The organism is Rhodopseudomonas telluris (assembly GCF_042432815.1).
Lineage (GTDB): Bacteria > Pseudomonadota > Alphaproteobacteria > Rhizobiales > Xanthobacteraceae > Rhodopseudomonas > Rhodopseudomonas telluris.
Map to the genome: position 1 here is coordinate 918675 of NZ_JBHLWM010000008.1, position 22699 is coordinate 941373.

At 66.9% G+C, this 22699-nt stretch carries 23 protein-coding genes; 8 read left to right on the plus strand and 15 right to left on the minus strand.

What is annotated here, in order from left to right:
* The first annotated feature begins 232 nt into the window (after nt 1-232).
* Together ACFFJ6_RS21740 and ACFFJ6_RS21745 are read left to right on the plus strand one after the other, a co-directional pair.
* Nucleotides 233-802 carry an RDD family protein gene (locus ACFFJ6_RS21740; RefSeq protein WP_378391742.1) on the plus strand — a complete coding sequence of 190 codons (570 nt, stop codon included), beginning with the start codon at nt 233-235 and terminating at the stop codon, nt 800-802.
* Between the two features lie 74 nt (nt 803-876).
* Entirely contained in the window at nt 877-1650 is a 774-nt protein-coding gene (locus ACFFJ6_RS21745) for an arginyltransferase (RefSeq protein ID WP_378391744.1), read from the plus strand.
* Between the two features lie 168 nt (nt 1651-1818).
* On the opposite strand, the gene ACFFJ6_RS21750 is transcribed toward ACFFJ6_RS21745, so the two are convergent.
* Entirely contained in the window at nt 1819-3192 is a 1374-nt protein-coding gene (locus ACFFJ6_RS21750) for an Nramp family divalent metal transporter (protein ID WP_378391746.1), read from the minus strand.
* A gap of 234 nt (nt 3193-3426) precedes the next feature.
* Here ACFFJ6_RS21750 and ACFFJ6_RS21755 point away from each other — a divergent pair, with 234 nt between their 5' ends.
* Nucleotides 3427-3618 (plus strand): hypothetical protein, encoded by a 192-nt coding sequence (locus tag ACFFJ6_RS21755; protein WP_378391748.1) that lies wholly within the window; start codon nt 3427-3429, stop codon nt 3616-3618.
* Between the two features lie 120 nt (nt 3619-3738).
* Nucleotides 3739-4992: an MFS transporter gene (locus ACFFJ6_RS21760; protein WP_378391750.1), complete on the plus strand. Its 1254-nt coding sequence runs from the start codon at nt 3739-3741 to the stop codon at nt 4990-4992.
* 18 nt (nt 4993-5010) lie between these two features.
* On the opposite strand, the gene parC is transcribed toward ACFFJ6_RS21760, so the two are convergent.
* Nucleotides 5011-7272, minus strand: a complete 2262-nt coding sequence (parC, locus tag ACFFJ6_RS21765; protein ID WP_378391752.1) for a DNA topoisomerase IV subunit A — start codon at nt 7270-7272, stop codon at nt 5011-5013.
* A gap of 9 nt (nt 7273-7281) precedes the next feature.
* The gene (locus tag ACFFJ6_RS21770) at nt 7282-7779 is read right to left on the minus strand and encodes a winged helix-turn-helix transcriptional regulator (protein WP_378391754.1); all 498 of its coding nucleotides are present in this window, start codon (nt 7777-7779) and stop codon (nt 7282-7284) included.
* Between the two features lie 81 nt (nt 7780-7860).
* Between ACFFJ6_RS21770 and ACFFJ6_RS21775 the strand changes: the two genes are divergently transcribed.
* Complete coding sequence (locus tag ACFFJ6_RS21775) at nt 7861-8730, plus strand: SDR family oxidoreductase (RefSeq protein ID WP_378391756.1); 870 nt, start codon at nt 7861-7863, stop codon at nt 8728-8730.
* Between the two features lie 63 nt (nt 8731-8793).
* Here ACFFJ6_RS21775 and ACFFJ6_RS21780 read toward each other — a convergent pair whose 3' ends face one another.
* Nucleotides 8794-9390 (minus strand): TetR/AcrR family transcriptional regulator, encoded by a 597-nt coding sequence (locus ACFFJ6_RS21780; RefSeq protein WP_378391758.1) that lies wholly within the window; start codon nt 9388-9390, stop codon nt 8794-8796.
* A gap of 125 nt (nt 9391-9515) precedes the next feature.
* Between ACFFJ6_RS21780 and ACFFJ6_RS21785 the strand changes: the two genes are divergently transcribed.
* Entirely contained in the window at nt 9516-10160 is a 645-nt protein-coding gene (locus tag ACFFJ6_RS21785; protein WP_378391760.1) for a glutathione S-transferase family protein, read from the plus strand.
* A 14-nt stretch (nt 10161-10174) separates the two neighbouring features.
* Here the strand turns inward: ACFFJ6_RS21785 and recO are convergent, their stop codons facing one another.
* The 10 genes from recO to rpoZ form a co-directional block, all read right to left on the minus strand.
* Nucleotides 10175-10921, minus strand: a complete 747-nt coding sequence (recO, locus tag ACFFJ6_RS21790) for a DNA repair protein RecO (RefSeq protein WP_378391762.1) — start codon at nt 10919-10921, stop codon at nt 10175-10177.
* A 50-nt stretch (nt 10922-10971) separates the two neighbouring features.
* Nucleotides 10972-11247 (minus strand): hypothetical protein, encoded by a 276-nt coding sequence (locus ACFFJ6_RS21795; RefSeq protein ID WP_378391764.1) that lies wholly within the window; start codon nt 11245-11247, stop codon nt 10972-10974.
* Between the two features lie 187 nt (nt 11248-11434).
* A complete protein-coding gene (locus tag ACFFJ6_RS21800) occupies nt 11435-11830 on the minus strand; it encodes a hypothetical protein (RefSeq protein WP_378391766.1) in 396 nt (131 codons plus the stop codon).
* The gene (gene era / locus ACFFJ6_RS21805) at nt 11827-12750 is read right to left on the minus strand and encodes a GTPase Era (RefSeq protein WP_378391768.1); all 924 of its coding nucleotides are present in this window, start codon (nt 12748-12750) and stop codon (nt 11827-11829) included. The genes ACFFJ6_RS21800 and era overlap by 4 nt, the downstream gene beginning before the upstream one ends.
* The gene (gene rnc / locus ACFFJ6_RS21810; RefSeq protein WP_378391770.1) at nt 12743-13561 is read right to left on the minus strand and encodes a ribonuclease III; all 819 of its coding nucleotides are present in this window, start codon (nt 13559-13561) and stop codon (nt 12743-12745) included. Before rnc ends, era begins: the two co-directional genes overlap by 8 nt.
* On the minus strand, nt 13558-14316 hold the full coding sequence (gene lepB, locus ACFFJ6_RS21815; protein WP_054162820.1) for a signal peptidase I: 759 nt from the start codon (nt 14314-14316) through the stop codon (nt 13558-13560). The genes rnc and lepB overlap by 4 nt, the downstream gene beginning before the upstream one ends.
* Before the next feature lie 252 nt (nt 14317-14568).
* Complete coding sequence (gene acpS, locus ACFFJ6_RS21820) at nt 14569-14988, minus strand: holo-ACP synthase (protein WP_378391773.1); 420 nt, start codon at nt 14986-14988, stop codon at nt 14569-14571.
* The gene (locus ACFFJ6_RS21825; RefSeq protein WP_378391775.1) at nt 14985-15749 is read right to left on the minus strand and encodes a pyridoxine 5'-phosphate synthase; all 765 of its coding nucleotides are present in this window, start codon (nt 15747-15749) and stop codon (nt 14985-14987) included. The genes acpS and ACFFJ6_RS21825 overlap by 4 nt, the downstream gene beginning before the upstream one ends.
* Nucleotides 15750-15793: 44 nt before the next feature.
* Nucleotides 15794-18052 carry a RelA/SpoT family protein gene (locus ACFFJ6_RS21830; protein WP_378392263.1) on the minus strand — a complete coding sequence of 753 codons (2259 nt, stop codon included), beginning with the start codon at nt 18050-18052 and terminating at the stop codon, nt 15794-15796.
* A gap of 270 nt (nt 18053-18322) precedes the next feature.
* Complete coding sequence (rpoZ, locus tag ACFFJ6_RS21835; protein WP_054162816.1) at nt 18323-18715, minus strand: DNA-directed RNA polymerase subunit omega; 393 nt, start codon at nt 18713-18715, stop codon at nt 18323-18325.
* Nucleotides 18716-19055: 340 nt separating this feature from the next.
* Here rpoZ and ACFFJ6_RS21840 point away from each other — a divergent pair, with 340 nt between their 5' ends.
* On the plus strand, nt 19056-19688 hold the full coding sequence (locus tag ACFFJ6_RS21840; RefSeq protein WP_054162815.1) for a LabA-like NYN domain-containing protein: 633 nt from the start codon (nt 19056-19058) through the stop codon (nt 19686-19688).
* A gap of 4 nt (nt 19689-19692) precedes the next feature.
* Nucleotides 19693-20367 (plus strand): uracil-DNA glycosylase, encoded by a 675-nt coding sequence (locus ACFFJ6_RS21845; protein WP_378391778.1) that lies wholly within the window; start codon nt 19693-19695, stop codon nt 20365-20367.
* On the opposite strand, the gene ACFFJ6_RS21850 is transcribed toward ACFFJ6_RS21845, so the two are convergent.
* Nucleotides 20364-22631, minus strand: a complete 2268-nt coding sequence (locus ACFFJ6_RS21850; RefSeq protein ID WP_378391780.1) for a ComEC/Rec2 family competence protein — start codon at nt 22629-22631, stop codon at nt 20364-20366. The genes ACFFJ6_RS21845 and ACFFJ6_RS21850 overlap by 4 nt on opposite strands.
* Nucleotides 22632-22699 lie beyond the last annotated feature (68 nt).

A 22699-nucleotide genomic window follows, 5' to 3' on the forward strand; every position in this document is an offset into this window, starting at 1 on the left:
CGCCGCAGCGAGCCGGCGCGAAGCACACCAGCTTCGGGCTCCGACGCGTCGAACGCTTCACCTCCTCATCAATCTGCGTCATGGCCGGGCTTCGTCCCGGCCATTTCCGTTTTGGCGCCCTGGCCGCGCACCCCGCCAATTGCCGCTTTGTAATGTCGCGGCAGCCTTGCGGTGGGGCGGTGCCGTCGCCATGTCGAACCGCGTCGCCATTTTGCAAGCTGGGAGCGGGGTCATGTCTGACTATGGTTCGAACGGACAGAGCGGGTCCGGCCCGAGCTCGGGCTGGCGCAGCAGCGACTCGCGCGGCGGCGGCTACGACCAGCCGGCGGCATTCGATCCCTGGCGCGCTCCGGAGCTGTTCCAGGGTGTGCTGACCAAGCGCGTCTTCGCGTTCCTGATCGACGTCGTGGTGCTGGCGATCCCGGTGATTCTCGCCTGCGTCTTCATCGCGGTGTTCGGCGTGGTCACGCTGGGCCTCGGCTGGACGCTGTTCTGGATCGTGTCGCCCGCCTCGGTGATCTGGGCGCTGGTCTATTACGGCGCCTCGCTCGGCGGACCGCATTCGGCGACGCTCGGCATGCGGGCGATGGGCATCGAGCTGGTGACCTGGACCGGCGAGCCGGGCTACTTCGTGCTCGGCGCGGTGCACGCCTTCCTGTTCTGGCTGTCGGTCTCGGCGCTGTCGCCGCTGGTGCTGCTGGTCGGCCTGTTCAACGGCCGCCGCCGGCTGCTGCACGACATCGTGCTCGGAACCGTGATTATCAACAGCACGGCGCTGGCCGCCGAGCCGGCCCGCCCGTGACGGGTCGCCAAACTGATTGACCGGAGCCGGCCGGAGCGCGATGCTGGACCGCGTTGGACATTGAACGGACCGACGTGACTCAGCACTCGCGCGACACCCCGCAGTTCTATCTGACGGCCCCCTCGCCGTGCCCGTATTTGCCGGGCCGGCACGAGCGCAAGGTGTTCACCCATCTGGTCGGCAACAAGGCCGGCGAGCTGAACGATCTGCTCACACATGGCGGCTTCCGCCGCAGCCAGTCGATCGCCTACCGCCCCGCCTGCGACCAGTGCCGGTCCTGCGTCTCGGTCCGGGTGATCGCCAATGAATTCCGGCCGTCGCGCAATCAGCGCAAGATCCTCGCCCGCAACGCCGACATCATCGGCGAGCAGCGCAACCCGGTGCCGACCTCGGAACAGTACTCGGTGTTCCGCGCCTATCTCGACCAACGCCATCGCAACGGCGGCATGGCCGACATGACCGTGCTGGACTACGCGATGATGGTCGAGGACAGTCACGTCGAGACCCGCATCATCGAGTATCGCAAGCGCACCGTCGACTCCGGCGTCACCGGCCGCGGCGGCGACCTGATGGCCGCGGCGCTGACCGACGTGCTGGGGGATGGGCTGTCGATGGTTTACTCGTTCTACGAGCCCGGCGAGCAGAGCCGTTCGCTCGGCACCTTCATGATCCTCGATCACATCGCCCGCGCCCGCCGCCTCGGCCTGCCCTACGTCTATCTCGGCTACTGGATCGAAGGCTCCAAGAAGATGGACTACAAGGGCCGCTATTTGCCGCAACAGCGCCTCGCCTCCAGCGGCTGGATCCGCATCGACGCATCCGGCGAATACCCCGAGCCGCAGGACTGATATCACCTCTCAATTGTCTGGGCGTCATCCTGAGGCGCGAGCGCAGCGAGCCTCGAAGGATGGGTAGCAAGCACGCGTGGGCCATCCTTCGAGGCTCGCCCTGACGGGCGAGCACCTCAGGATGGCGCGCCGTGCAGATGGCGCTGTATCAGCGGGTAGATTGCGCGATCACCCGGTCGCGAAGTCGAACACCAGCTTCATGTTCAGCGCGATGATGATGAATGCGATCACCGCGGCCGATGCCGAGAGCCAGCGCGGGGCAACGAACACGCCCATCTTGGCGCGGCTGGCGGTGAACATCACCAGCGGCACCACCGCGAAGGGAAGCTGCAAACTCAGCACGACCTGACTGAGGATCAGCAACTGCCCGGTCGCCTTCTCGCCGGCCCACATCGTGACGCCGACCGCCGGCACGATCGCAATCATCCGGGTGATCATCCGGCGCAGCCACGGCGCCATCTTGAACTGGATGAAGCCCTCCATCACGATCTGCCCCGCAAGCGTCGCGGTGATCGTGGAGTTGAGGCCGCAGCACAAGAGCGCGATGCCGAACAGCGTCGGCGCCAGCGTCGAGCCGAGCAGCGGCGCCAGGAACGCGTGGGCCTGATCGAGTTCGGCGACGTCGGTCTTGCCGGCGTGGTGGAAGGTCGCCGCCGCGAGGATGAGGATCGAGGCGTTGATGGTCAGCGCCAGGCACAGCGCCAGCGTCGAGTCGACGGTGGCGAGCTTGATCGCCTCGCGCTTGGACGGGATGTCGTCGCGATAGCCGCGGGTCTGCACCAGGCCGGAATGCAGGTACAGATTATGCGGCATTACCGTGGCGCCGATGATGCCGAGCGCCAGATACAGCATCTCGCTGTTCTTGAAGATCTCGGTGGTCGGCGCAAAGCCGCGGATGACCCCGCCCCAGTCCGGATCCGCCATCGCGATCTGGATGGCGAAACAGGCGGCGATGACGCCGAGCAGCGCCACCACGAAGGCCTCGATCCAGCGGAAGCCGAACGCCTGCAGCGCCAGGACGAGGAAGACATCAGCCGCGGTGATCAGCACGCCGAGCTCAAGCGGAATGCCGAACAGCAGATTGAGGCCGATCGCGGTGCCGATCACTTCGGCGAGGTCGGTCGCCGTGATGGCGATTTCCGCGGACAGCCACAGCGGCCACGACACCCAGCGCGGAAACGCGTCGCGGCAGGCCTGCGCCAGATCGCGCCCGGCCCCGACGCCGAGCCGCGTGCACAGCGACTGCAGGATGATCGCCATGATGTTGGAGATCAGCGCGATGCTGAGCAGCGTGTAGCCGAACTTCGAACCACCCGCGAGCGAGGTCGCCCAGTTGCCGGGATCCATGTAGCCGACGGCGACCAGATAGCCCGGCCCGAGGAAAGCGATCAGCTTGCGGCCGAACGATCCGCTCGCCCGCGCCGGCACGGAGCCGAACATCCCCACAAGCGACGGCTCGCCGCGCGCAGAGCGCCAGCCCGCCGGTCCAGCCTCGGGCTGGAGCGGCAGATCCGGGCGAGGTCCAGGCGTACGTGCGTCCATGTGCTCAGACTGGATGATTTCGATCCTTCTTGCAACTGATTTGCAAAAGCAAGAACCGGGTACCTTTCCATTTGATCCCAGATTCGCTGGGCGTCGGAGGTATTTCGGTTGTGCGCTGCAAATTCAGTGAGCACGCCGGTTGATTGGGCACCGGTCGTCACGCCGCCATCTTGGCACGGCGCCTCTGCCGATTCCCGCTTTTCCTGGGACGTGATTTCGCGCACAACGCCGCCCATGCAGAACCAGTCCAACCAGTCCCTGTCGTTCGGCGGCCTGCTGCGGTGGGCGACCAGGCCCCCGCAGGCCTATGTGGTGTACTTCCTGTGCGTGGTGCTGGTGGGCGGCGCGTCGTTCTATCTCGGCACCATGAAGCCGAACCGCCATCCCGGCCTGGCGCCGCCGCCGGCGAGCACGCCCGCCAAATAGCGTCGTCCGGAACTTCGACGGCGCTGTCGATCGAGGGGATCGGAAACCGGGTGGCTGCCTGACAGGCGGCTTCCTAGGGTGAGGTTGCGTTGATGCCCCCTCCCCACCTCCGAGCCCCCGATGACCGACGTCCTCGACACGCGGCGCCCAACGCGGCTGCCCGCGGCCTTCAATCGTCTCGCCTGGTCCAATCTGGCGGCGCAATCCGCTGAGCAGATCGCGCTGGCTGCAGCCCCGATCGTCGCGGTTCTGCTACTCCACGCCGATGCCGGTGCCACCGGTGCGCTACAGACCGCGGTGACGCTGCCGTTCCTGCTGTTCGCGATCCCGGCCGGCCTGCTGGCCGATCGCATGTCACGCCGCACGCTGATGGTCGTGGCCGAAGCGGTCCGCGCCCTCGCGCTGACGGGCATCCTGCTGCTGCTCGTCACCGGCGGCCTGACGCTGTGGTGGATGGCACTACTCGGTTTTGCCAGCGTGTGCGGCACCGTCGCCTACAGCGTGGCCGCGCCGGCGCTGGTGCCCGCGCTGGTCGGTCAGAGCGACCTCGCCGCAGCCAATTCCCGCATCGAACTCGCGCGCACCATCGCCTTCGCCGGCGGCCCCGCGCTCGGCGGCGCGCTGGTCGGATGGATCGGCGGCGCATCGGCCTTCGGCATCGCCGCGGCGCTGTCGCTCGCGGCCGTGCTGCTGCTGGCACGAATTGCCGAGCCGATACGGTACGCGCCGCCCAAGCGACATCCCTGGCAGGAATTGAAAGACGGCGCGGCGTTCGTCGCGTGCCATCCCTTGCTACGCCCAGTGTTCGTGACCCAGCTCATCTTCGGCACGGCGTCGTTCGCCCTGATGGGCGTGTTCATTCCCTACGGCGTCGGCCACCTGCAGCTCAGCGCGGTCGGCATCGGCCTGACGCTGGCGATGTACGGCGTCGGCATGATCGTCGGCGCGCTGCTGGCGACGCGCGCGATGCGGCGGCTGCCGTTCGGCGTGGTGGTCGCGCTCGGGCCAGTCTCCGGCTTCGCGGCCTCGCTGCTGATGGTGGCGACGATCTACCTGCCGGTCGGCGCGCTGGCCGGGCTGAGCTTCTTCGTGATGGGAGCGGGTCCGATCCTGTGGGTGATCTCGACCACCACGCTGCGTCAGGCGGTGACGCCGGCCCATCTGCTCGGCCGCGTTTCGGCGATCAACATTCTGAGCTACGGCGCCCGGCCGCTGGGCTCGGCGATCGCCGCCCTGGTTGGCGGCACATTCGGCGCCGAGCCTTGCCTGTATGTCGCCGCCGCCGGCTTCGCCCTGCAGGCGCTGGTGATCCTTGCATCGCCGGTCGTCGCCCTGCGGCGACAACCGGATATGATGGCGCAAGCGGCGGCCTGAGCGAGCCGCACGCCGGACTTACTCGATGCCGCGGCCGAACTTGTTCGACTTCGGGAAGCCCTTGGGCGGCAGCCGGCCGGCGTCGGCGCGGTTGCCGCGCCATTCGGCCAGCTCCTTGAGCGTGGCGCTGAACTCGCGGCCTGCGGAGTCGCGCCAGGACAGACCTTCCTTGGCCACGAAGGCGACGATGTCGGACAGCCCGCCGTCCTTGTACTTCTGCAGCCGCACGCCGCGGCCGCGCGTCATCTCCGGCACCTGGTCGAGCGGGAAGATCAGCATCTTGCGGTTGTCGCCGATCACCGCGACCTGATCGGCGCCTTCGCCGACCACCGTCAGCGCCCGCGCCTCGTTCGGCATGTCGACGTTGAGGATCTGCTTGCCCTTGCGGGTCGAGCCGACGCACTCGTCCTCATTGACGACGAAGCCCTGCCCGTCATGGCTGGCGATCAGGAATTTGCGGCCGCCCTTGTGCACGAACACGGTGACGATCGCCGCGTCCTGCTCCATGTCGATGAACATGCGGATCGGCTCGCCATGACCGCGGCCGCCCGGCAGCTTGGCGACATCGAGCGCGTAGAACCGGCCGTTGGTTGCCAGCAGCAGCAGCTTCGAGGTGGTCTCGGCGAAGAACGACTGGCCGAGCTTGTCGTCCTGCTTGAAGTTCAGGCCCGACAGATCCTCGACGTGACCCTTCAGCGTGCGCACCCAGCCCTTGTCGGAGATCACCACCGTGACCGGCTCGCGCTCGACGAAGGCTTCCTCGATCGCGGCGAGATCGTGCTCGGGCGCGTCGGCGAACTGGGTGCGGCGCTTGCCGAGCGGCGTCTTCGGCCCGAACATCTCGCGGACCTTGCGGACCTGCTCGCCGACCTTGGCCCACTGCTCGGTCTCGGACTTCAGGACTGCGTTGATGCCCTTCAGTTCGGCACGAAGCTCCTTGTCTTCCTTCTTGATCTCGAACTCTTCGAGCTTGCGCAAGCTGCGCAGCCGCATGTTGAGGATCGCTTCGGCCTGAATTTCCGTCAGGTCGAAGGTCTTCATCAGCACCGGCTTGGGCTCGTCCTCGGTGCGGATGATCCTGATCACCTCGTCGATGTTGAGGTACGCGATCAGGTAACCGCCGAGCACCTCGAGCCGATGCTCGATCTGCGTTTTGCGATAGTTCGAGCGACGCAGCAGCACGTCGCGCAAATGGTCGAGCCATTCGCGCAGGCATTCGGCGAGGCCGAGCACCTTGGGGATTCGGCCGCCGACCAGTACGTTGAGGTTCAGCGGAATCCGGCTCTCCAACTCGGTCAGACGGAACAGCGACTCCATCATCAGCGCCGGATCGACCGCGCGCGACTTCGGCTCGATGACGATGCGCACGTCCTCGGCGGACTCGTCGCGGATGTCGCCGACCAGCGGCAGCTTCTTGTCGTTGAGCAGCTCGGCGATCTTCTCGATCAGCCGCGACTTCTGCACCAGCCACGGGATCTCGGTGACCACCACGCTCCAGGTGCCGCGCACGCCCTCTTCCTGGGTCCACTTGGCGCGGGTGCGGAACGCCCCGCGGCCGGTGGTGTAGGCCTCGGCGATGCTTTCCTTGGAGTCGATGATGATGCCGCCGGTCGGGAAATCGGGTCCCTTGACGAAGCGCAGCAGCGCCTTCGACTTGGCGTCGGGCTTCTCGATCAGATGCAGCGCGGCGTCGCACAGCTCGGCGGCATTGTGCGGCGGGATCGCGGTGGCCATGCCGACCGCGATGCCCTGCGCGCCGTTGGCGAGCAGATTCGGGAAGCCGCCGGGCAACACCACCGGCTCCTTGGCCTGGCCGTCGTAGTTCGGTCGGAAAGCGACGCCGTCCTCGTCGATGCCTTCGAGCAAGAGGCGCGCGACATCGGTCATGCGCGCTTCGGTGTAGCGATAGGCGGCCGGGTTATCGCCGTCGATATTGCCGAAATTGCCCTGGCCATCGACCAGCGGATAGCGCGACGAGAAGTCCTGCGCGAGGCGCACCAGCGCGTCGTAGATCGACTGGTCGCCATGCGGATGGAACGAGCCCATCACGTCGCCGACGATCTTGGCGGATTTCTTGAACGGTGTGCCGGGGTCGAGCCGCAGCAGCCGCATGCCGTAGAGAATGCGGCGATGCACCGGCTTCAGCCCGTCGCGGGCGTCCGGCAAGGCGCGATGCATGATGGTCGAGAGCGCATAAGCGAGGTAGCGCTCTTCGAGCGCATCGCGAAGCTGCACCTCGTGGATCTCGGCCGGCTCCGGCGGAATCAATCTTTTTCCCATGGCGAGGGGTTATCCCCGGACCGGGACGGGAGCAAGCGCAACCCTGTCGTTTGGGCCTTCCAGGGCCGCGGAACCGGCCGCGCCGCCGTCGAACCGCGCCCGCGCCTGCTCGATGTCCGGGAAATGCTGCTCGGCCCAGCCGACCAGCGCCGTCAGCGGTCCGAGCACGGACTCGCCCATGGCCGACAGCCGGTATTCGACACTCGGCGGCTTGGTCGGAAACACCTGTCGCGACACCAGCCCGTCGCGCTCCAGGTCGCGCAGCGTCTGCGTCAGCATCCGCCTCGAAATGTCTGGAACATCCCGCAACAATGCGTTGAATCGCATCGGCTTTTCAGCCAACGCGATAAGCAGCAGCGTGCTCCATTTGCTGCCCAGATGGTCGAGCACGTTACGCACCGGGCACCGCGCGGCGTCGAAGCCGAGCGCGCGCCACGCCGCATAGCGGTCGGCCAACGTGGCGCGGTGGGCGGCGGTCGCCAGGTTCTGTGCAGGTAACCTTGTCACCGAAAACTGCCTCCTTACGGACGGTCTAGAAGGTCTCCATTATAGACCTACTCTCAAATCAAAACCATCCAGGAGCTCCCGATGTCCGCCTCCCGCTTTCTCGTCACCGGTGCCAGCGGCCAGCTTGGCCGGCTGGTCATCGACGGCCTGCTCAAGACCGTGGCCGCCTCCCAGATCGGCGTGCTGGTTCGCAGCGACAAGGCCGCGGCGGAGTTCGCCGCCCGGGGCCTGCACGTCCACACCGGCGACTACGGTCGCCCCGAGACGCTGACGGCCGCATTCGCCGGCGTCGACCGCGCGCTGCTGATCTCGTCCAGCGAGATCGGACAGCGCACCGCCCAGCACCGCAACGCCATCGAGGCCGCCAAACAGGCCGGCGTCTCGCTGCTGGCCTACACCAGCCTGCTGCACGCCGACACCTCGCCGCTCGGTCTGGCCGAAGAGCATCGCCAGACCGAAGCGGCGCTGAAGGCGTCCGGCGTGCCGCACGCCCTGCTCCGCAACGGCTGGTACACCGAGAACTATGCGGCCTCGATCCCGGCGGCGCTGGGGCACGGCGCGCTGCTCGGCAGCGCCGGCGACGGCCGGATCGCCTCGGCGGCCCGCGCCGACTACGCCGAAGCCGCCGTGAAGGTGTTGACCGCTGACGTGCCGCAGGCCGGCCACGTCTACGAGCTGGCTGGCGACGCCGCCTACACGCTGACGGAGTTCGTCGCCGAGCTGAGCCGGCAGAGCGGCAAGACCGTGGTGTATCAGAACCTGCCGCAAGCGGACTATGAGGCCGCGCTCATCGGCGCCGGCCTGCCCAAGCCGTTCGCCGCGCTGCTGGCTGACTCCGACGCCGGCGCCGCCAAGGGCGCGCTGAACGACGCCAGCGGTGAACTCGGTCGCCTGATCGGCCGCCCGACCACACCGCTCGCCGAGACGATCGCGGCGGCGCTGAAGGCTTAAGAGCCTTCTTCATTGCGAGGAGCCACCCGGATCGGCGCTTGGCGCCGTCCGGGCACAGGCTCATCAGCGCTTTCCGATCAGCCCGCGCACCAGTTCGGACAAGGCAGCCCGCGTCTCCTTCTTGAAGCTTCGGCGCGGAGCCGCGAGCTGCTGCAGCACGATGCCGACCAGCGCCGCCACGAAGATCTCCGCATGCAGCCGCGGCGCGCGCGAGCCCGCCGCGGTCAGCGCCAGTTCGGCGCTGCGCCGCCAGGTTTCGTACCATTCGGCGACGATCGGCCGATAGCGATCGTCGCGGGCTGCCGCCAGAAACGCCTCGTAGCAGGCGATGTGAAGATCGGCCTCGGAATCGAGCTCCTTGGCGTACCAGCCGACCAGCGCATCGATCCAGGCGTCCACATCCAGCGCATCGGTCTGCAAGCTCAGCGCCAGCGCGCGCAGCCGCTTGACCTCGCGCCTCAGCGCGAAGCTCAACGCGGCATCGACCAGCAGATCGCGTGTGCCGAAATGATGCGTGATCGCGCCGAGCGACATGCCGGTTTCGGTCGCCACCGCCCTGTGCGTCACCGCCTTGAGACCGCTGCGCCCGATCAGCCGCAACGTGGCCTCCATCAGAGGACGCTCGCGATCGTTGGTGTCGTCCGCTTCGATCATGCTCATGCCGCCAATATCGGCAAACCGTGCGATCGTCATTGACCGAACATTTGTTCTGTTCTACCGAAATATTGTTCTCGATGTGTAAACGCAGCCTGTCCGACCCGCGCCGCGAAGCGCAAGGAGGCCGAATGCCGACCTACCGCCTGCACTACTTTCCCGAATCCGGAAACAGCTACAAGCTCGCATTGATGCTAACACTGTGTGGACAGAGTTTCGAGCCGGTCTGGACCGACTTCGGCAGCGGCGTCACCCGGACGCCGGAATGGCGCGCGCAAGTCAATGCAATGGGCGAGATCCCGGTGCTTGAGGAAGACGGCGTACGATTGACGCAGACCGCGCCGATCCTGCTGCAACTCGCCGAGCGCTACGGCCGGTTCGGCGGCGCCACCGCGGACGAAAAATTCGAGGTGATGCGCTGGCTGTTCTGGGACAACCACAAGCTCAGCAGCTACGTCGCGACCTACCGCTTCGCCCGCACCTTCATGCCATCGGCCAACACCGAGGTGCTCGCGTATTTCCGCAGGCGGATCGACGACTACCTGACGATCCTGGACTCGCATCTGCGCGAGCGCGCCTTCGCGGCCGGCGACAGCCCGACGATCGCCGACATCTCGATAATGGCCTATCTGTCGTTCCCGGAAGACGAAACCGGCTTCGATCTCGCCGCCAGCCACCCAGCGGTGCGTGCCTGGCTCGACCGGTTGGCGGCCCTGCCGGGCTGGCGCGCGCCCTACGATCTGCTGCCGGGCCGGCGGCTGCCACGCTACGTTTGATCGACGGACCTCGTTCAAGGGATCGCGACCCGCGCCAGCGCTCTCGCCACCGCGTTGATGAACCCGTCGCGGGCATCCGAATGCCCCTGCCCGCGCGGCTCCAGCACGTTGCGCAGCAGGAAGCGGCCGGTCAGGTCGAAGCCGTCGCGCAGGTCCTGACCGGACCAGCCGTCCGCGCCCTCCGCGTCGCGCAGGAAGGCCGGGAGCCGCAGCAGCTTGTCGCGCCACGGCTCGCCGGCGGTGCGCGACACCGCCCCGCCGGATTTCGGCGAGACATAGATCAGGTCGGTCGTCGTCCCGGTCGCGGCGCAGGTCGACAGGTCGAGCCCGAAACCGAGCTCGGCCAGCATCGCCAGCTCGAAGCGGATCAGGTGCGCGGCGGCCTCGCCGACGTCATCGAAATCGTCGAGCGTGCGCTCCAGCATCTCGTAGATCTCTTCATGCGGATCGCGTTCCGGCAGCAGCCGGGCGAGCGACGCCAGATGCGTCACGCCATAGACCGCATGCGACGACGCCAGCATCGTCGCGGCACGCAGCCGCGTGCCTTCGAGCTGGTAGTAGCCGAGATGCTCGTCGAGCCGCGCCCGCCACACCGCCAGCACGCTGTTGCCGGGCTGCAGCAGCGGCCGCATTCGCGACGAGGCACCGCCGCGCACCATGCCGAGATGCCGGCCGTGCTCGCGCGTCAGCAACTCGACGATCGCGGCGGCCTCGCCGTGCCGCCGAACCCCGAGAATGATGCCCTCGTCGCTCCATTCCATAGCGGCGACGCTACAGGATTTCGTCGGTCGGCGCAGCGGCCGAGCCAACCTTAGTTTCGGGGATGACGATATGACCGACGTCGCGCCGGCGATACCGGTTGGGGAGCCGCGAGCGGCGCGACGGCGCCGGAAGAGGCTCGGGGTGAGGACACGGCGCCCCCGGCCTCTTCCAGTCCCATCCGGCCCGCCGGCGTCAGCGCGCCGCCGTTCAGAACGTCCCGGTTCGGATACATGGACTGGAAGGCTGCGGGCTCCTGCGCCGACGCAGATGTGGCCGTGATGATCGCCAGCACTGCCGTCGCGACCAGCGTCTTCCCTGCCGTCATGGTTGTCTCCGTTGGATCGGACGCGCCGTGCCGGAGATTACCGGGCTTTGCACGCCGAAAATTCAGCAGGAAACATGTAGGAGCGATCTGAACCTGCAGTCGGGCACCACTGCTCACATATTCGCGACCAAGCGCCGGCGTTGCAGGTCTGATCGCGGCCGAAGGCTGCGGCCGGAACTCGACAATGCTACCCGGTGAACCAGCCGCGGGCGTCGCCGGTGTAGGACAGATAGATGCCTACGCCGGTCAGCGCGCAGGACGCGATGTCGATCCACAGGCCGGGCTCGATGCCGCTGGCGCTGATGATCTGCAGCAGGGACACCACCGAAAACGCCAGCGACGCGGTCAGCACCGCGCGCGCCCACTTCTTGCGGCCGTGGGCGGCGAGCCAGACCAGATAGGTCAGCAGGATGATCAGCCCGGCCGCGATGGTGTTGGCGGCGGCGACGACGCTCGCCGACATGTCGGCGTCCATGGTGCGGTCCTGGAACGCCACGGAGATGCAATCGAGCGTCAGCGAAGCCAGCAGCAACACTTCGAACCAGTACACGTTGCGCGGGACGCTCGGTGTGGCGTCGGTCATTCCTTGGGAAACTCCAGGCCCATCTCGCGGTAGCGGTCCGGGTCGTTCTCCCAGTCCTCCCGCACCTTCACGAACAGGAACAGATGGACCTTCTGTTCGAGGATTTCGCCGATTTCCCGGCGGGCATCGGCGCCGATCGCCTTGATGGTGGCGCCGCCCTTGCCGAGCACGATCTTGCGCTGGCTTTCGCGCTCCACGAAGATCGTCTGCTCGATCCGCACCGAGCCGTCCTTGCGTTCGGTCCAGACGTCGGTCTCGACCGTCGACTGATACGGCAGTTCCTGGTGCAGCTTGCGGAAGATCTTCTCGCGGGTGATCTCCGCCGCGAGATGCCGCAGCGGCGCATCGGACATCTGATCTTCGGGATAGTGGAACGGACCCGGCGGCACCTTCTCGGCCAGCACGCGGCGCAGATCATCGACGCCGTCGCCGGACAGCGCCGAGATCATGAAGGTGCGCTCGAACGCCAGCTTTTCGTTGGCCTGCTGCGCCAGCCCGAGCAGTTTCTCGCGCGGCACCAGATCGATCTTGTTCAGCACCAGCAGCTTGGGGCGCGCGACGTTCTTCAGATTGTCGAAGATCGCCTCGGCCTGCTCGTCGATCCCGGCGCGGGCGTCGAGCAGCACGCAGACGAGATCGGCGTCGTGCGCGCCGCTCCAGGCGGTCCTGACCATCGCGCGATCCAGCCGGCGCTTCGGCGCGAAGATGCCGGGGGTGTCGACCAGGATGATCTGCGAGCTGCCCTCGACCACGATGCCGCGGATCAGCGCGCGCGTGGTCTGCACCTTGCGCGACACGATAGTGACCTTGGAGCCGACCAGCGCATTGACCAGCGTCGATTTGCCGACATTGGGCGCGCCGATCAGCGCGACGAAGCCGCAGCGGCTGGTCGCTTCAGGCGTCTCGATCGGTTCAGACATCGTTGTTGCCGCCACTGACGCCTTCGCGCGCGAGCATCACCGAGGCCGCGACCTTCTCGGCCGCGCGCTTGCTGCCGCCGACGCCTTCGGCGTCCTCGAGACCCGGCAGGCTGACGGCGACGCGGAATTGCGGATCGTGATGCGGGCCGGTGCGCTCGACCTCGCGATACACCGGCGTCGGCAGGCCCTTGCCCTGCGCCCACTCCTGCAACACGGTCTTCGGATCGCGCAGCGAGCGCGCCGGCTTCTTCATCCGCTCGGTCCAGTTGCGCTGCACGAAGTCGGCCGCGGCCGGATAGCCGCCGTCGAGATACACGGCGCCGATCACCGCCTCGCAGATGTCGCCCAGCACGGATTTGCGCAGCCGCGCGCCGGCGCCCGCGCCGACCGTACCGAGCCGGATGCCTTCGTCGAGATCGAGGCTGCGCGCGACGTCGGCGCAGGTTTCCTTGCGAACCAGATCGGCGAGCCGCTTCGACAATTCGCCCTCGTCCGCATTCGGAAACGCGCGATACAGCATGTCGGACACCACGAGGCCGAGCACGTGGTCGCCGAGAAATTCGAGCCGCTGATAGCTGTCGGCGCGGTTGCGCGCGGATTTCAGCGCGGACACATGCGTGAGCGCGGTGTTGAGCAGCGACGGGTCGGCGAAGCTGTGGCCGATCCGCTGCTCGATCGCGACCGCCGTCGCCTTCGACTTCGCCTTGCTGCGGCGCTTGCGGCCGGCCGGCGCCTCGGCTGCTGCCGGCGGCGTCGGCGCAGTCGGATCGCTGGCAGTCGGCGGGCTGTCGATGGTTACGTCCTCTGTCATCGCACGATCGTAAAGATGCGGCCCCAGCGCACGGCGGTCGGCCAGCGCCAGATCTGCCAGGCGTGCTCGCCTTCGGCGATCGAGAAGAAGATCATCTGCGCGCGGCCGATGATGTTTTCGTAAGGCACGTAACCGACGGCCGACAGCACGCGGCTGTCGGTGGAGTTGTCGCGGTTGTCGCCCATCATGAAGAAATGCCCGGGCGGAACGGTGTAAACGTTGGTGTTGTCGTAGAAGCCGTTATCGACGCAATCCAGCGTGTCGTAGCTGACGCCGTTCGGCAGCGTTTCCTTCCAGCGCTTGACGCGCGCGGTCGCCTCGGAGCCGCAGGGGTCTTCGCCGACATAGTCGTCGAGCCGCTCGCGCTGCACCGGGTTGTCGTTGATGTAGAGCCGGCCCTCGCGCATCTGGATGCGGTCGCCCGGCAGTCCGATCACCCGCTTGATGTAGTCGGTGGAGTCGTCCTTCGGCAGCCGGAACACCACGACGTCGCCGCGGTTCGGATCGGAGCCGAAGATCCGCCCGGAGAAGATCGGCGGCGACAACGGGATCGAGTAGTGGCTGTAGCCGTAGGAGTATTTCGAGACGAACAGATAGTCGCCGACCAGCAGCGTCGCCTTCATCGAGCCGGACGGGATGTTGAACGGCTGAAACAGGAAGGTGCGGATCACCAGGGCGATGATGAGGGCATGGATGACGACGCGGATCGTCTCGCCGATGCCGCCTTCAGATTTCGTACCGGATGTCACGCTCATCGCTTTCCCGATTGCCGTCGCGGTCGCTGCGCGGTGGACGATAGTTCTCAGGTGAAGCGACCCGCTCCGCGATGAGAAACTGCTTGGCGGCGGGGGCCGGAACCGGACTCCCTCACCGTAGACTCGACCCGCCGAGGGTTCCGCGCGGTTGTAAACCGTTGTCGCGGAGCGTGCAATCAACTGTCCGGTCAAAACTCACTAATCCTATGACGAATCAGGGGGTTCTGCGCCGGACGCCGGCCTGCGGCAGGATCAGGCCGGAATTCTGGGGACGGCCGAGATGACCACGAAGGCCTGCGCCAGCGGCCATTCGTCGGTGATCGACAGGTCGATCTGCGCGGTCATGCCGGCCGGAGTCAGGGCGTCGAGCCGGGCCTTGGCGCCGCCCGTCAGCACCATGGTGGGGCGCCCGCCCCGCTGATTGACCACGCCCATGTCGCGCCACCACACGCCCTGGCGGATCCCGGTTCCCAGCGCCTTGGAACAGGCCTCCTTGGCGGCGAACCGCTTGGCATAGGTGGCGGCCACCAGTTTCGGCTGCTGGTCGCGCCGGGCCGCCCGCGCCCGCTCGGTCTCGGTGAAGATCCGGTCGGTGAAGCGCTCGCCGTGGCGCTCGATCACCTTGGCGATGCGGGTGATGTCGATCAGGTCGGAGCCGATGCCGATGATCATGCGGCCGCGACCTTGGCCCGGCCGCGATCCATCGCGGCGCGCATCGCCTTCACGGTTTCGGAAAGGCCGACGAACAGCGCCTCCCCGATCATGTAGAAGCCGATGTTGAGTTCCACGATCTGCGGCAGCGCCGAGATGGTTTCGGCCGTGGCGTAGTCGAGACCGTGGCCCGCGTGGACTTCGAGTCCGGCCGACCGCGCCAGCGCGGCCCCGGCCACGATCCGCCGCCACTCCTCCGCCGCCTTGGCGGGCTCGTCGTCGGTAATCGCGTCGCACCAGGCGCCGGTATGCAGTTCGATCGCCGGCGCCTTCAGCTTGGCGGCCATTTCGATCTGCGCCGGATCGGCCGCGATGAACAGCGACACCCGGACGCCCGCGTCGTTGAAGCGGGCGATCGACGGCGCCAGCGACTCGCGCTGGCCGACGACGTCGAGGCCGCCTTCGGTGGTCAGCTCCTCGCGGCGCTCCGGCACCAGGCACACCGCGTGCGGCTTCACGCCGAGCGCGATCCGCACCATGTCGGGCGTCGCCGCCATCTCGAAATTGAGCGGCCTGGAGATCTCCGCCTTCAGCCGCTCCATGTCGTTGTCGCGGATATGGCGGCGGTCTTCGCGCAGATGCGCCGTGATGCCGTCGGCGCCGGCCTCGATCGCCATCAGCGCCGCGCGCACCGGATCGGGATGGCGACCGCCGCGCGCGTTACGAACCGTGGCGACGTGATCGATGTTGACTCCGAGACGCAGCGGAGAGGCGTTTGGCATGGGGGACCTGCGGGACTAGCGACGAAAGAGCGGGCCGAACGCCGTCATCCGTTGACGCGCTCGACATGGGCCACCACTGCCTTGGCGCGAAGCTGGGCGATGATGGCGCTGAGATGCTTGAGGTCATAGACCTCGAGATCGATGGTGAGTTCGGTGAAGTCCGGCGAGCGCCGGCTCATGTTGATGTTGTCGATGTTGCCGTCGTGCTCGGCGATCACGCTGGCGATCTGCGCGAGGCTGCCGGGCTCGTTGACGTTCTGCACGAACAGCCGCGCCGGGAAACGCTGCGGCGTGGTCTCGTCGATATCCCATTTGACGTCGAGCCAGCGCTCCGGCTCTTCCTCGAATTCCTTCAAGGCCGGCGAATGGATCGGGTAGATGGTGATGCCCTCGCCCGGCGAGACGATGCCGACGATGCGATCGCCCGGCACCGCGCCGCCGTTCGGCGCGAACTTCACCGGAAGACCCGAATGGATGCCGCCGATCGGAACGGCCGGGCCGACCTTGCCGGCCTCGGGCGTCGGCTTCACGCCCGGCTTTTCCGGCTTCTTGCCGCCGAACCGCGCGGTCCGTTCTTCCTTGTAGTCCGGATACATCGCACGGGCGACGTCCGACGCTTTCATCTCGCCGCGTCCGACCGAGGCCATCACGTCCTCGATCGAGGCCCGCGCCAGTCGCGGCAGCGCGCCCTTCAGCTTGTCGTCCGCGTATTCGATCTTGGCGCGCGCGAACAGGCGCTCGACGATGCGGCGGCCGAGGCCCGCATACTGATCGCGCATCGCGGCGCGCGTCGCCCGGCGGATCGCCGCTCGCGCCTTGCCGGTCCGCGCCAGCGACTCCCACGCCGCCGGCGGCGCTGACTGCACGCTCGACGTCAGCACCTCGACTTCGTCGCCGTTCTGCAGCTCCGACGACAGCGGCGCGAACTTGCCGTTGATCTTGCAGCCGACCGCGCTGTTACCAACGTCGGTATGCACCGCATAGGCGAAGTCGATGACATTGGCGGCACGCGGCAGCGCGATCAGCTTGCCCTTCGGCGTGAAGCAGAACACCTGGTCGTGGAACAGCTCGAGCTTGGTGTGCTCGAGGAATTCTTCCGGGTTCTGCGCCTCCGACAGCATCTCGATGGTGTGGCGCAGCCAGGCGAAGGCGTTGGACTCGCGGTTCAGCAGTTCGGTCGGCGAACCGACGCCGTCCTTGTAGAAGGCGTGGGCGGCGATGCCGTATTCGGCGATCTGGTTCATGTCGTGGGTGCGGAATTGCAGCTCGACGCGCTGCTGGCCGGGGCCGATCACCGTGGTGTGCAGCGAGCGATAGTCGTTCTGCTTCGGCGTCGAGATGTAGTCCTTGAACCGCCCCGGCACCATCGGCCAGGTGGTGTGCACCACGCCGAGCGCCCGGTAGCAGGACGGAATGTCGTCGAGCACGACGCGAAAGCCGTAGATATCCGAGAGTTGCTCGAAGCCGACCGACTTGCGCTCCATCTTGGTCCAGATCGAGAACGGCCGCTTGCGCCGGCCGGTCACCTCGGCGGTGAGGCCGTTCTTGGCGAGGTTGGCGGAAAGCTGGGTTTCGATCTCGCCGATCAGATTGCGGTTGCGCTCGGCCAGCGCGTCGAGGCGCTGCATCACCACCGCGAAGGCCTCGGGATCCAGCGTGCGGAACGACAGGTCCTCGAGCTCCTCGCGCATCTCCTGCATGCCCATGCGGCCTGCGAGCGGCGCGTAGATGTCGAGCGTCTCCTCGGCGATGCGCTGGCGCGACGCCGGCGGCACGAAGTCCAGCGTGCGCATGTTGTGCAGCCGGTCGGCCAGCTTGATCAGCAGCACGCGGACGTCGTTGGAGATCGCCAGCAGCAGCTTGCGCAGGTTCTCGGCCTGCTTGGCCTCGCGCGACACCAGTTCGAGCCGCTTCAGCTTGGTCAGGCCCTCGACCAGCGCGCCGATCTCGTGACCGAACAGCTTGTCGATCTCGGTCCGGGTCGCCTCGGTGTCCTCGATCGTGTCGTGCAGCAGCGCCGCCACGATGGTGGCGTCGTCGAGCTTGAGGTTGGTGAGAATCGCCGCGACTTCGAGCGGATGCGAGAAATACGGATCGCCCGACGCACGGGTCTGCTCGCCATGCGCCTTCATGGCGTACACATACGCCCGGTTGAGCATGTCCTCGTCGGTGTCGGGATTATACGAGCGGACCCGCTCCACCAGGTCGTATTGCCGCATCATCCGGGCCCGGGGCGCGCGCGGCTTCGCAGCGGGGGTTGGCGCCGTCACCGCCGGTGCTGCCGAATCGGCCATCGCTTCCATCTGCCTCGACATGCGGCGCCCTGACGCCTTAGCTGCAAACCTCGATCGCGGCGCGCCAAGCACCGCTCGTGCCCTTCAGATCTTCTGGAAATCCGCTTGCACAACAGTAAAGCGTTTTAACCCGATGGGAAGATAGACGATCAGGAAAAGCTGCCATGCCGACCGAGGTTTGATCGAGGGCAAGGCATTGTGAACACCGCGAAAAAACAAACGGCCCGGAGCGATCCGAGCCGTGTGCAGAATTGGGACATCGAGGACGGGGGAACGCCCCTATTCGTCTTCTTCGGGCTGCTCTTCCGGCGGGGCGAGGCCCTCGAGACCCTTGAGCAGCTCTTCCTCGGTCATCCGCTCCAGGGCGACCTCGGTATCGTCGGCATCGACGCTGGCGCCGGCAGAACCGATCAGCGGAACCGTATCCTGCTCCGGCTCGTCGACCTCGACGAACTTCTGCAGCGAGTGCACCAGCTCTTCCTTGAGGTCTTCGGGCGAGATCGTCTGCTCAGCGATTTCTCGAAGCGAAACAACGGGATTCTTGTCGTTGTCACGGTCGATTGTGAGCTGCGAGCCGGACGAGATCATCCGCGCACGGTGAGCCGCCAGCAGCACCAGGTCGAACCGGTTGTCGACCTTATCAATACAATCTTCCACGGTGACGCGCGCCATCGCCAGTCGCTCCGTTCAAAAGGACCAAATTGCGGGTTATAGCGGGTAGGTATAGGTCAGTGGAGGGATGCGCAAGAACCAATTTGTCATTTGGCCGTATCCTGTCACTCTGATAATGACCTTTTTGTCCGGCGATGGGGCGCACCATCTACTGGGACGAACACGGGTCCGACAACAAAAGGCTTCTTTTCAGAAAGAAAAGTATAGAATACCGGCCAACGCTTCGTGCGGTTGAAGATTGTGCCGGCAGCCAATGCCGACGGCTATTCGTGAAATTTTGCCTTTCACGCGCGGTTTTCTGCCGCGCCAAAAGCTCTAACGACGAACACGAGAGATCTGGATGTCCACCTCTGCGAGCAATAAAATCGCGCTCTTCATCGATGGCGCCAACCTTTATGCGACTGCAAAAACGCTTGGCTTCGATATCGATTACAAACGCCTGCTCAAGGAATTCCAGGGGCGCGGGACGCTGGTCCGGGCCTTTTACTACACCGCCATCATCGAAGATCAGGAATATTCGTCGATCCGTCCTTTGATCGACTGGCTCGACTACAATGGCTACACCGTGGTCACCAAGGCGACCAAGGAATTCATCGACGCCTCCGGCCGCCGCAAGGTCAAGGGCAACATGGACATCGAGCTCGCGGTCGATGCCATGGAGCTGGCCGAGCACATCGACCAGATGGTGCTGTTCTCCGGTGACGGCGATTTCCGCTCGCTGGTCGAGGCCGTCCAGCGCCGCGGCGTCCGCGTCACGGTGATTTCGACGATCTCCAGCCAGCCGCCGATGATCGCCGACGAACTGCGCCGGCAGGCCGATATCTTCACCGACCTGGTCGAGCTGCAGTCGAAAATCGGCCGCGACCCGGCCGACCGCCCGCCGCCGCGCGAACCGCGTCACCACGCGCCGCAGTTCCTGCAGCGCTCGGCCGCGATGGCGCCGCGGGGCGGAGACGACGATTTCGAAGACTGAGACGATGCCAGCGCGCGGCCCGCGGGCCGCCGTTCTTCCTTCGATCAATGAACCTGATCGTGACTGCCCGATGTGCCCGAGGCTCGCGGATTTTCGCCGCGAGCATCGGGTGCGCGAGCCCGGCTGGCACAACGCGCCGGTCCCCTCCTTCGGCACGGCCGACGCTGCGCTGCTGATCGTGGGCCTCGCCCCGGGCCTGCAAGGCGCCAACCGCACCGGCCGGCCCTTCACCGGCGACTACGCCGGCGACCTGCTCTACGCCACGCTGATCGAATACGGCTTCGCCAAGGGCAATTATCAGGCGCGCCCCGACGACGGGCTGCGGCTGGTGGGAAGCCGGATCAGCAACGCGGTGCGCTGCGTGCCTCCGCAGAACAAGCCGCTGCCGGTCGAGATCAACACCTGCCGCCGCTTTCTCTCCGGCACCATCGAGACGATGCCCAAGCTGCGCGCCATCGTGCTGCTCGGACGGATCGCGCACGACTCGACGCTGAAGGCGCTGGGGCTGCGCGCGGCGCAGGCGCCGTTTTCCCACGGCGCGGTGCACGAGGCCGGACGCTTCCGCCTCTACGACAGCTATCACTGCTCGCGCTACAACACGAACACCGGCGTGCTGACGCCGAAGATGTTTCGCGACGTATTCGCGCGCGTGCGCGCCGACCTCGACGCCGCCGGCTAGTCATCCTCACGCTGATCCGACGCCGCCGGAGTGGCGTCGACGGGCGCTGGCCGGACGGTATTCCTTTGCACCGAGGCGTCCGCCGCTACCTCCACGGGGGCGGGCCACCATGGCCGGTCCCGGCCGCTCGGCCGGACGACCTCGCTGGTGAAGCCGCCGTCCCTGCCCCAGGTTTGCCACAAGGCCAGCGCGCCGCCACTCGTGAGCAAATCGGCCCCGATCAGCCGCGCTGCGCACTCAGGTGGCGACGGCGCAATTGCCACCACCAGCGCCGCCCGCGTGCAATCATCGGCCACCCCATCGACACGCAGCGACAGCGCCACCAGCCGCCCATCCGCGAGCGCGGCGACGCAGCCATCGGCATCGCACGACACGCCATCGCGCAGCGAAGCCGCATCCGGCATGCGCGAATCCGCATCCGCGGAAAGCCACTCCTTGAGTCTGAACGTATCTGCCGTGCTCTGCATCACGCGCAGCCGCCCATCGGCGCCACGCACCGCGACCTGGCGGCCATCGCCGGCGATCAGGATGTCTGGCTGCTTCGTCATCAGCGCCCAGCTCGTTGCAGCGACGAGGAGCAGCGCGCCGCCGTAGCGGAGCGGCGTCTGCAGCAGGCCGAATAACACGATGCCCAAGGACGCCAGCAACAGTGGCCCGGTGCCGAACGCGGCCATCCGGCCGATGGCGCCGGGCAACGTCGCGACCCACAACGCGACGACGATCATCCAGTCGATGCCGATTTCCATGATCCGCCAGAACACACCGTCGAGACCGAACGGCATTGCGGCAAGCCCGAGCAGACCGGCCGGCATCACCACCGCCGACACCATCGGCATCGCCAGCAGATTGGCGATCACGCCATACGGCGTGATGCGGTGGAAGTGATAGGCGGCGTACGGCATCGTGGCGAGCCCGGCGACCAGCGACGCTAGCGCCAGTGTCACGATCTCGCGCCCGCCCCATAACGCCGCTCGCGCGGCCGCCGAACTATCAGCGCGCGCGAACAACGTCGGCATGCCGATCTGCACCAGCGCGACCAGCCCCAGCGTCGCAGCGAACGACATCTGAAAACTGGGATGGACAAGCGCTTCCGGCGCGACCAGCAGCACGATCAGAGCCGCGATCGCCAACGTCCGGAACGTGATGGCGCGGCGATCGACCATCACCGCCATCAGCACGACTGCCGTCATCAGAAAGCTGCGCTGGGTCGCGACTTCCGCGCCCGACAGCAACAGATAGAACGCCGCCGCAACGAGCGCCGCCGCAGCCGCAACCTTCTTGATCGGAAACGTCACCGTGAGCGCCGGGATCAGGGCCAGCAGCGCGCGGACCACGAAGAACACAACGCCGGCGACGACCGCCATGTGATAGCCGGAGATCGACAGCACATGGCCGAGCCCGGAGATGAACATCGCATCGTTGATCGGCGTGGAGATCGCATCGCGCTTACCGGTGAGCAGCGCGGTGGCGATGGCCCGCTGATCGCCGCCGAGCACGGCGCGGATACGCGCGTCGATTCCGTCGCGCAGGCCCTGCATGATGGCCGCGTAGCGCAGCCGCCAGCCACCCTCGGCCGGCGGATCGAGCGCCGTGATGGCGCCGAGCGCGAAGCCCGAGGCCGCGATGTCCTGGAAGTAGAGATCCCGGCCGAAATCATAAGAGCCCGGCCGCAATGGCGACAGCGGCGGCTGCAGTCGCGCCTTCAGCGAGACGAAGCTGCCGACCGCAGGCGCCGTGCCCTTGCGAACCGAGATGCGGACGCGGTGCAGCGCAGGCGCTCGGCCGGACGCATCCAATTCGGCGATCCGCAGGACGAAGCGGTCGGTGCGTTCGCGCTCTTCGCGGGCTTCGACAAATCCTTTGAGCGCCGCGGACTGCACCGGCTTATCCAGCACCGGATGCGCGATCCGCCACGCCTTCAGCGACACCGTCGCAAAGCCCGCCGTCAACGCGGCTATCAGCAGCACGGCAGGAAACGCGCGGGTCCGTCGCAGGAGAAACGCGGCCGCGGCGAATGCTGTCGCCACGACGCACGCCACCCAGGCGATCGGTTCGCGCTCGGCGGCGAAGTACAGGGCGATCCCGGCGCCGAATGCAACGGGCACATACGGCAACAGCCGCCCCGGCCCGGCCTCAGCCCGTGCCCACTCCCGCAATCGGTCGATGATAACGGGCCAGAATGACGCGCCCCAGGGCGCCAACACGCCTGCCCGCGCGGCGCCGCGGGTCGGCCACGTCCTGACTTTGGCTCGCCCCCGCTCCAACGCACGCACACTCCATCAGGCGCGCATGCAGATTGAGGCAGATCGCGAACGCCGGCAACAACCGCCGG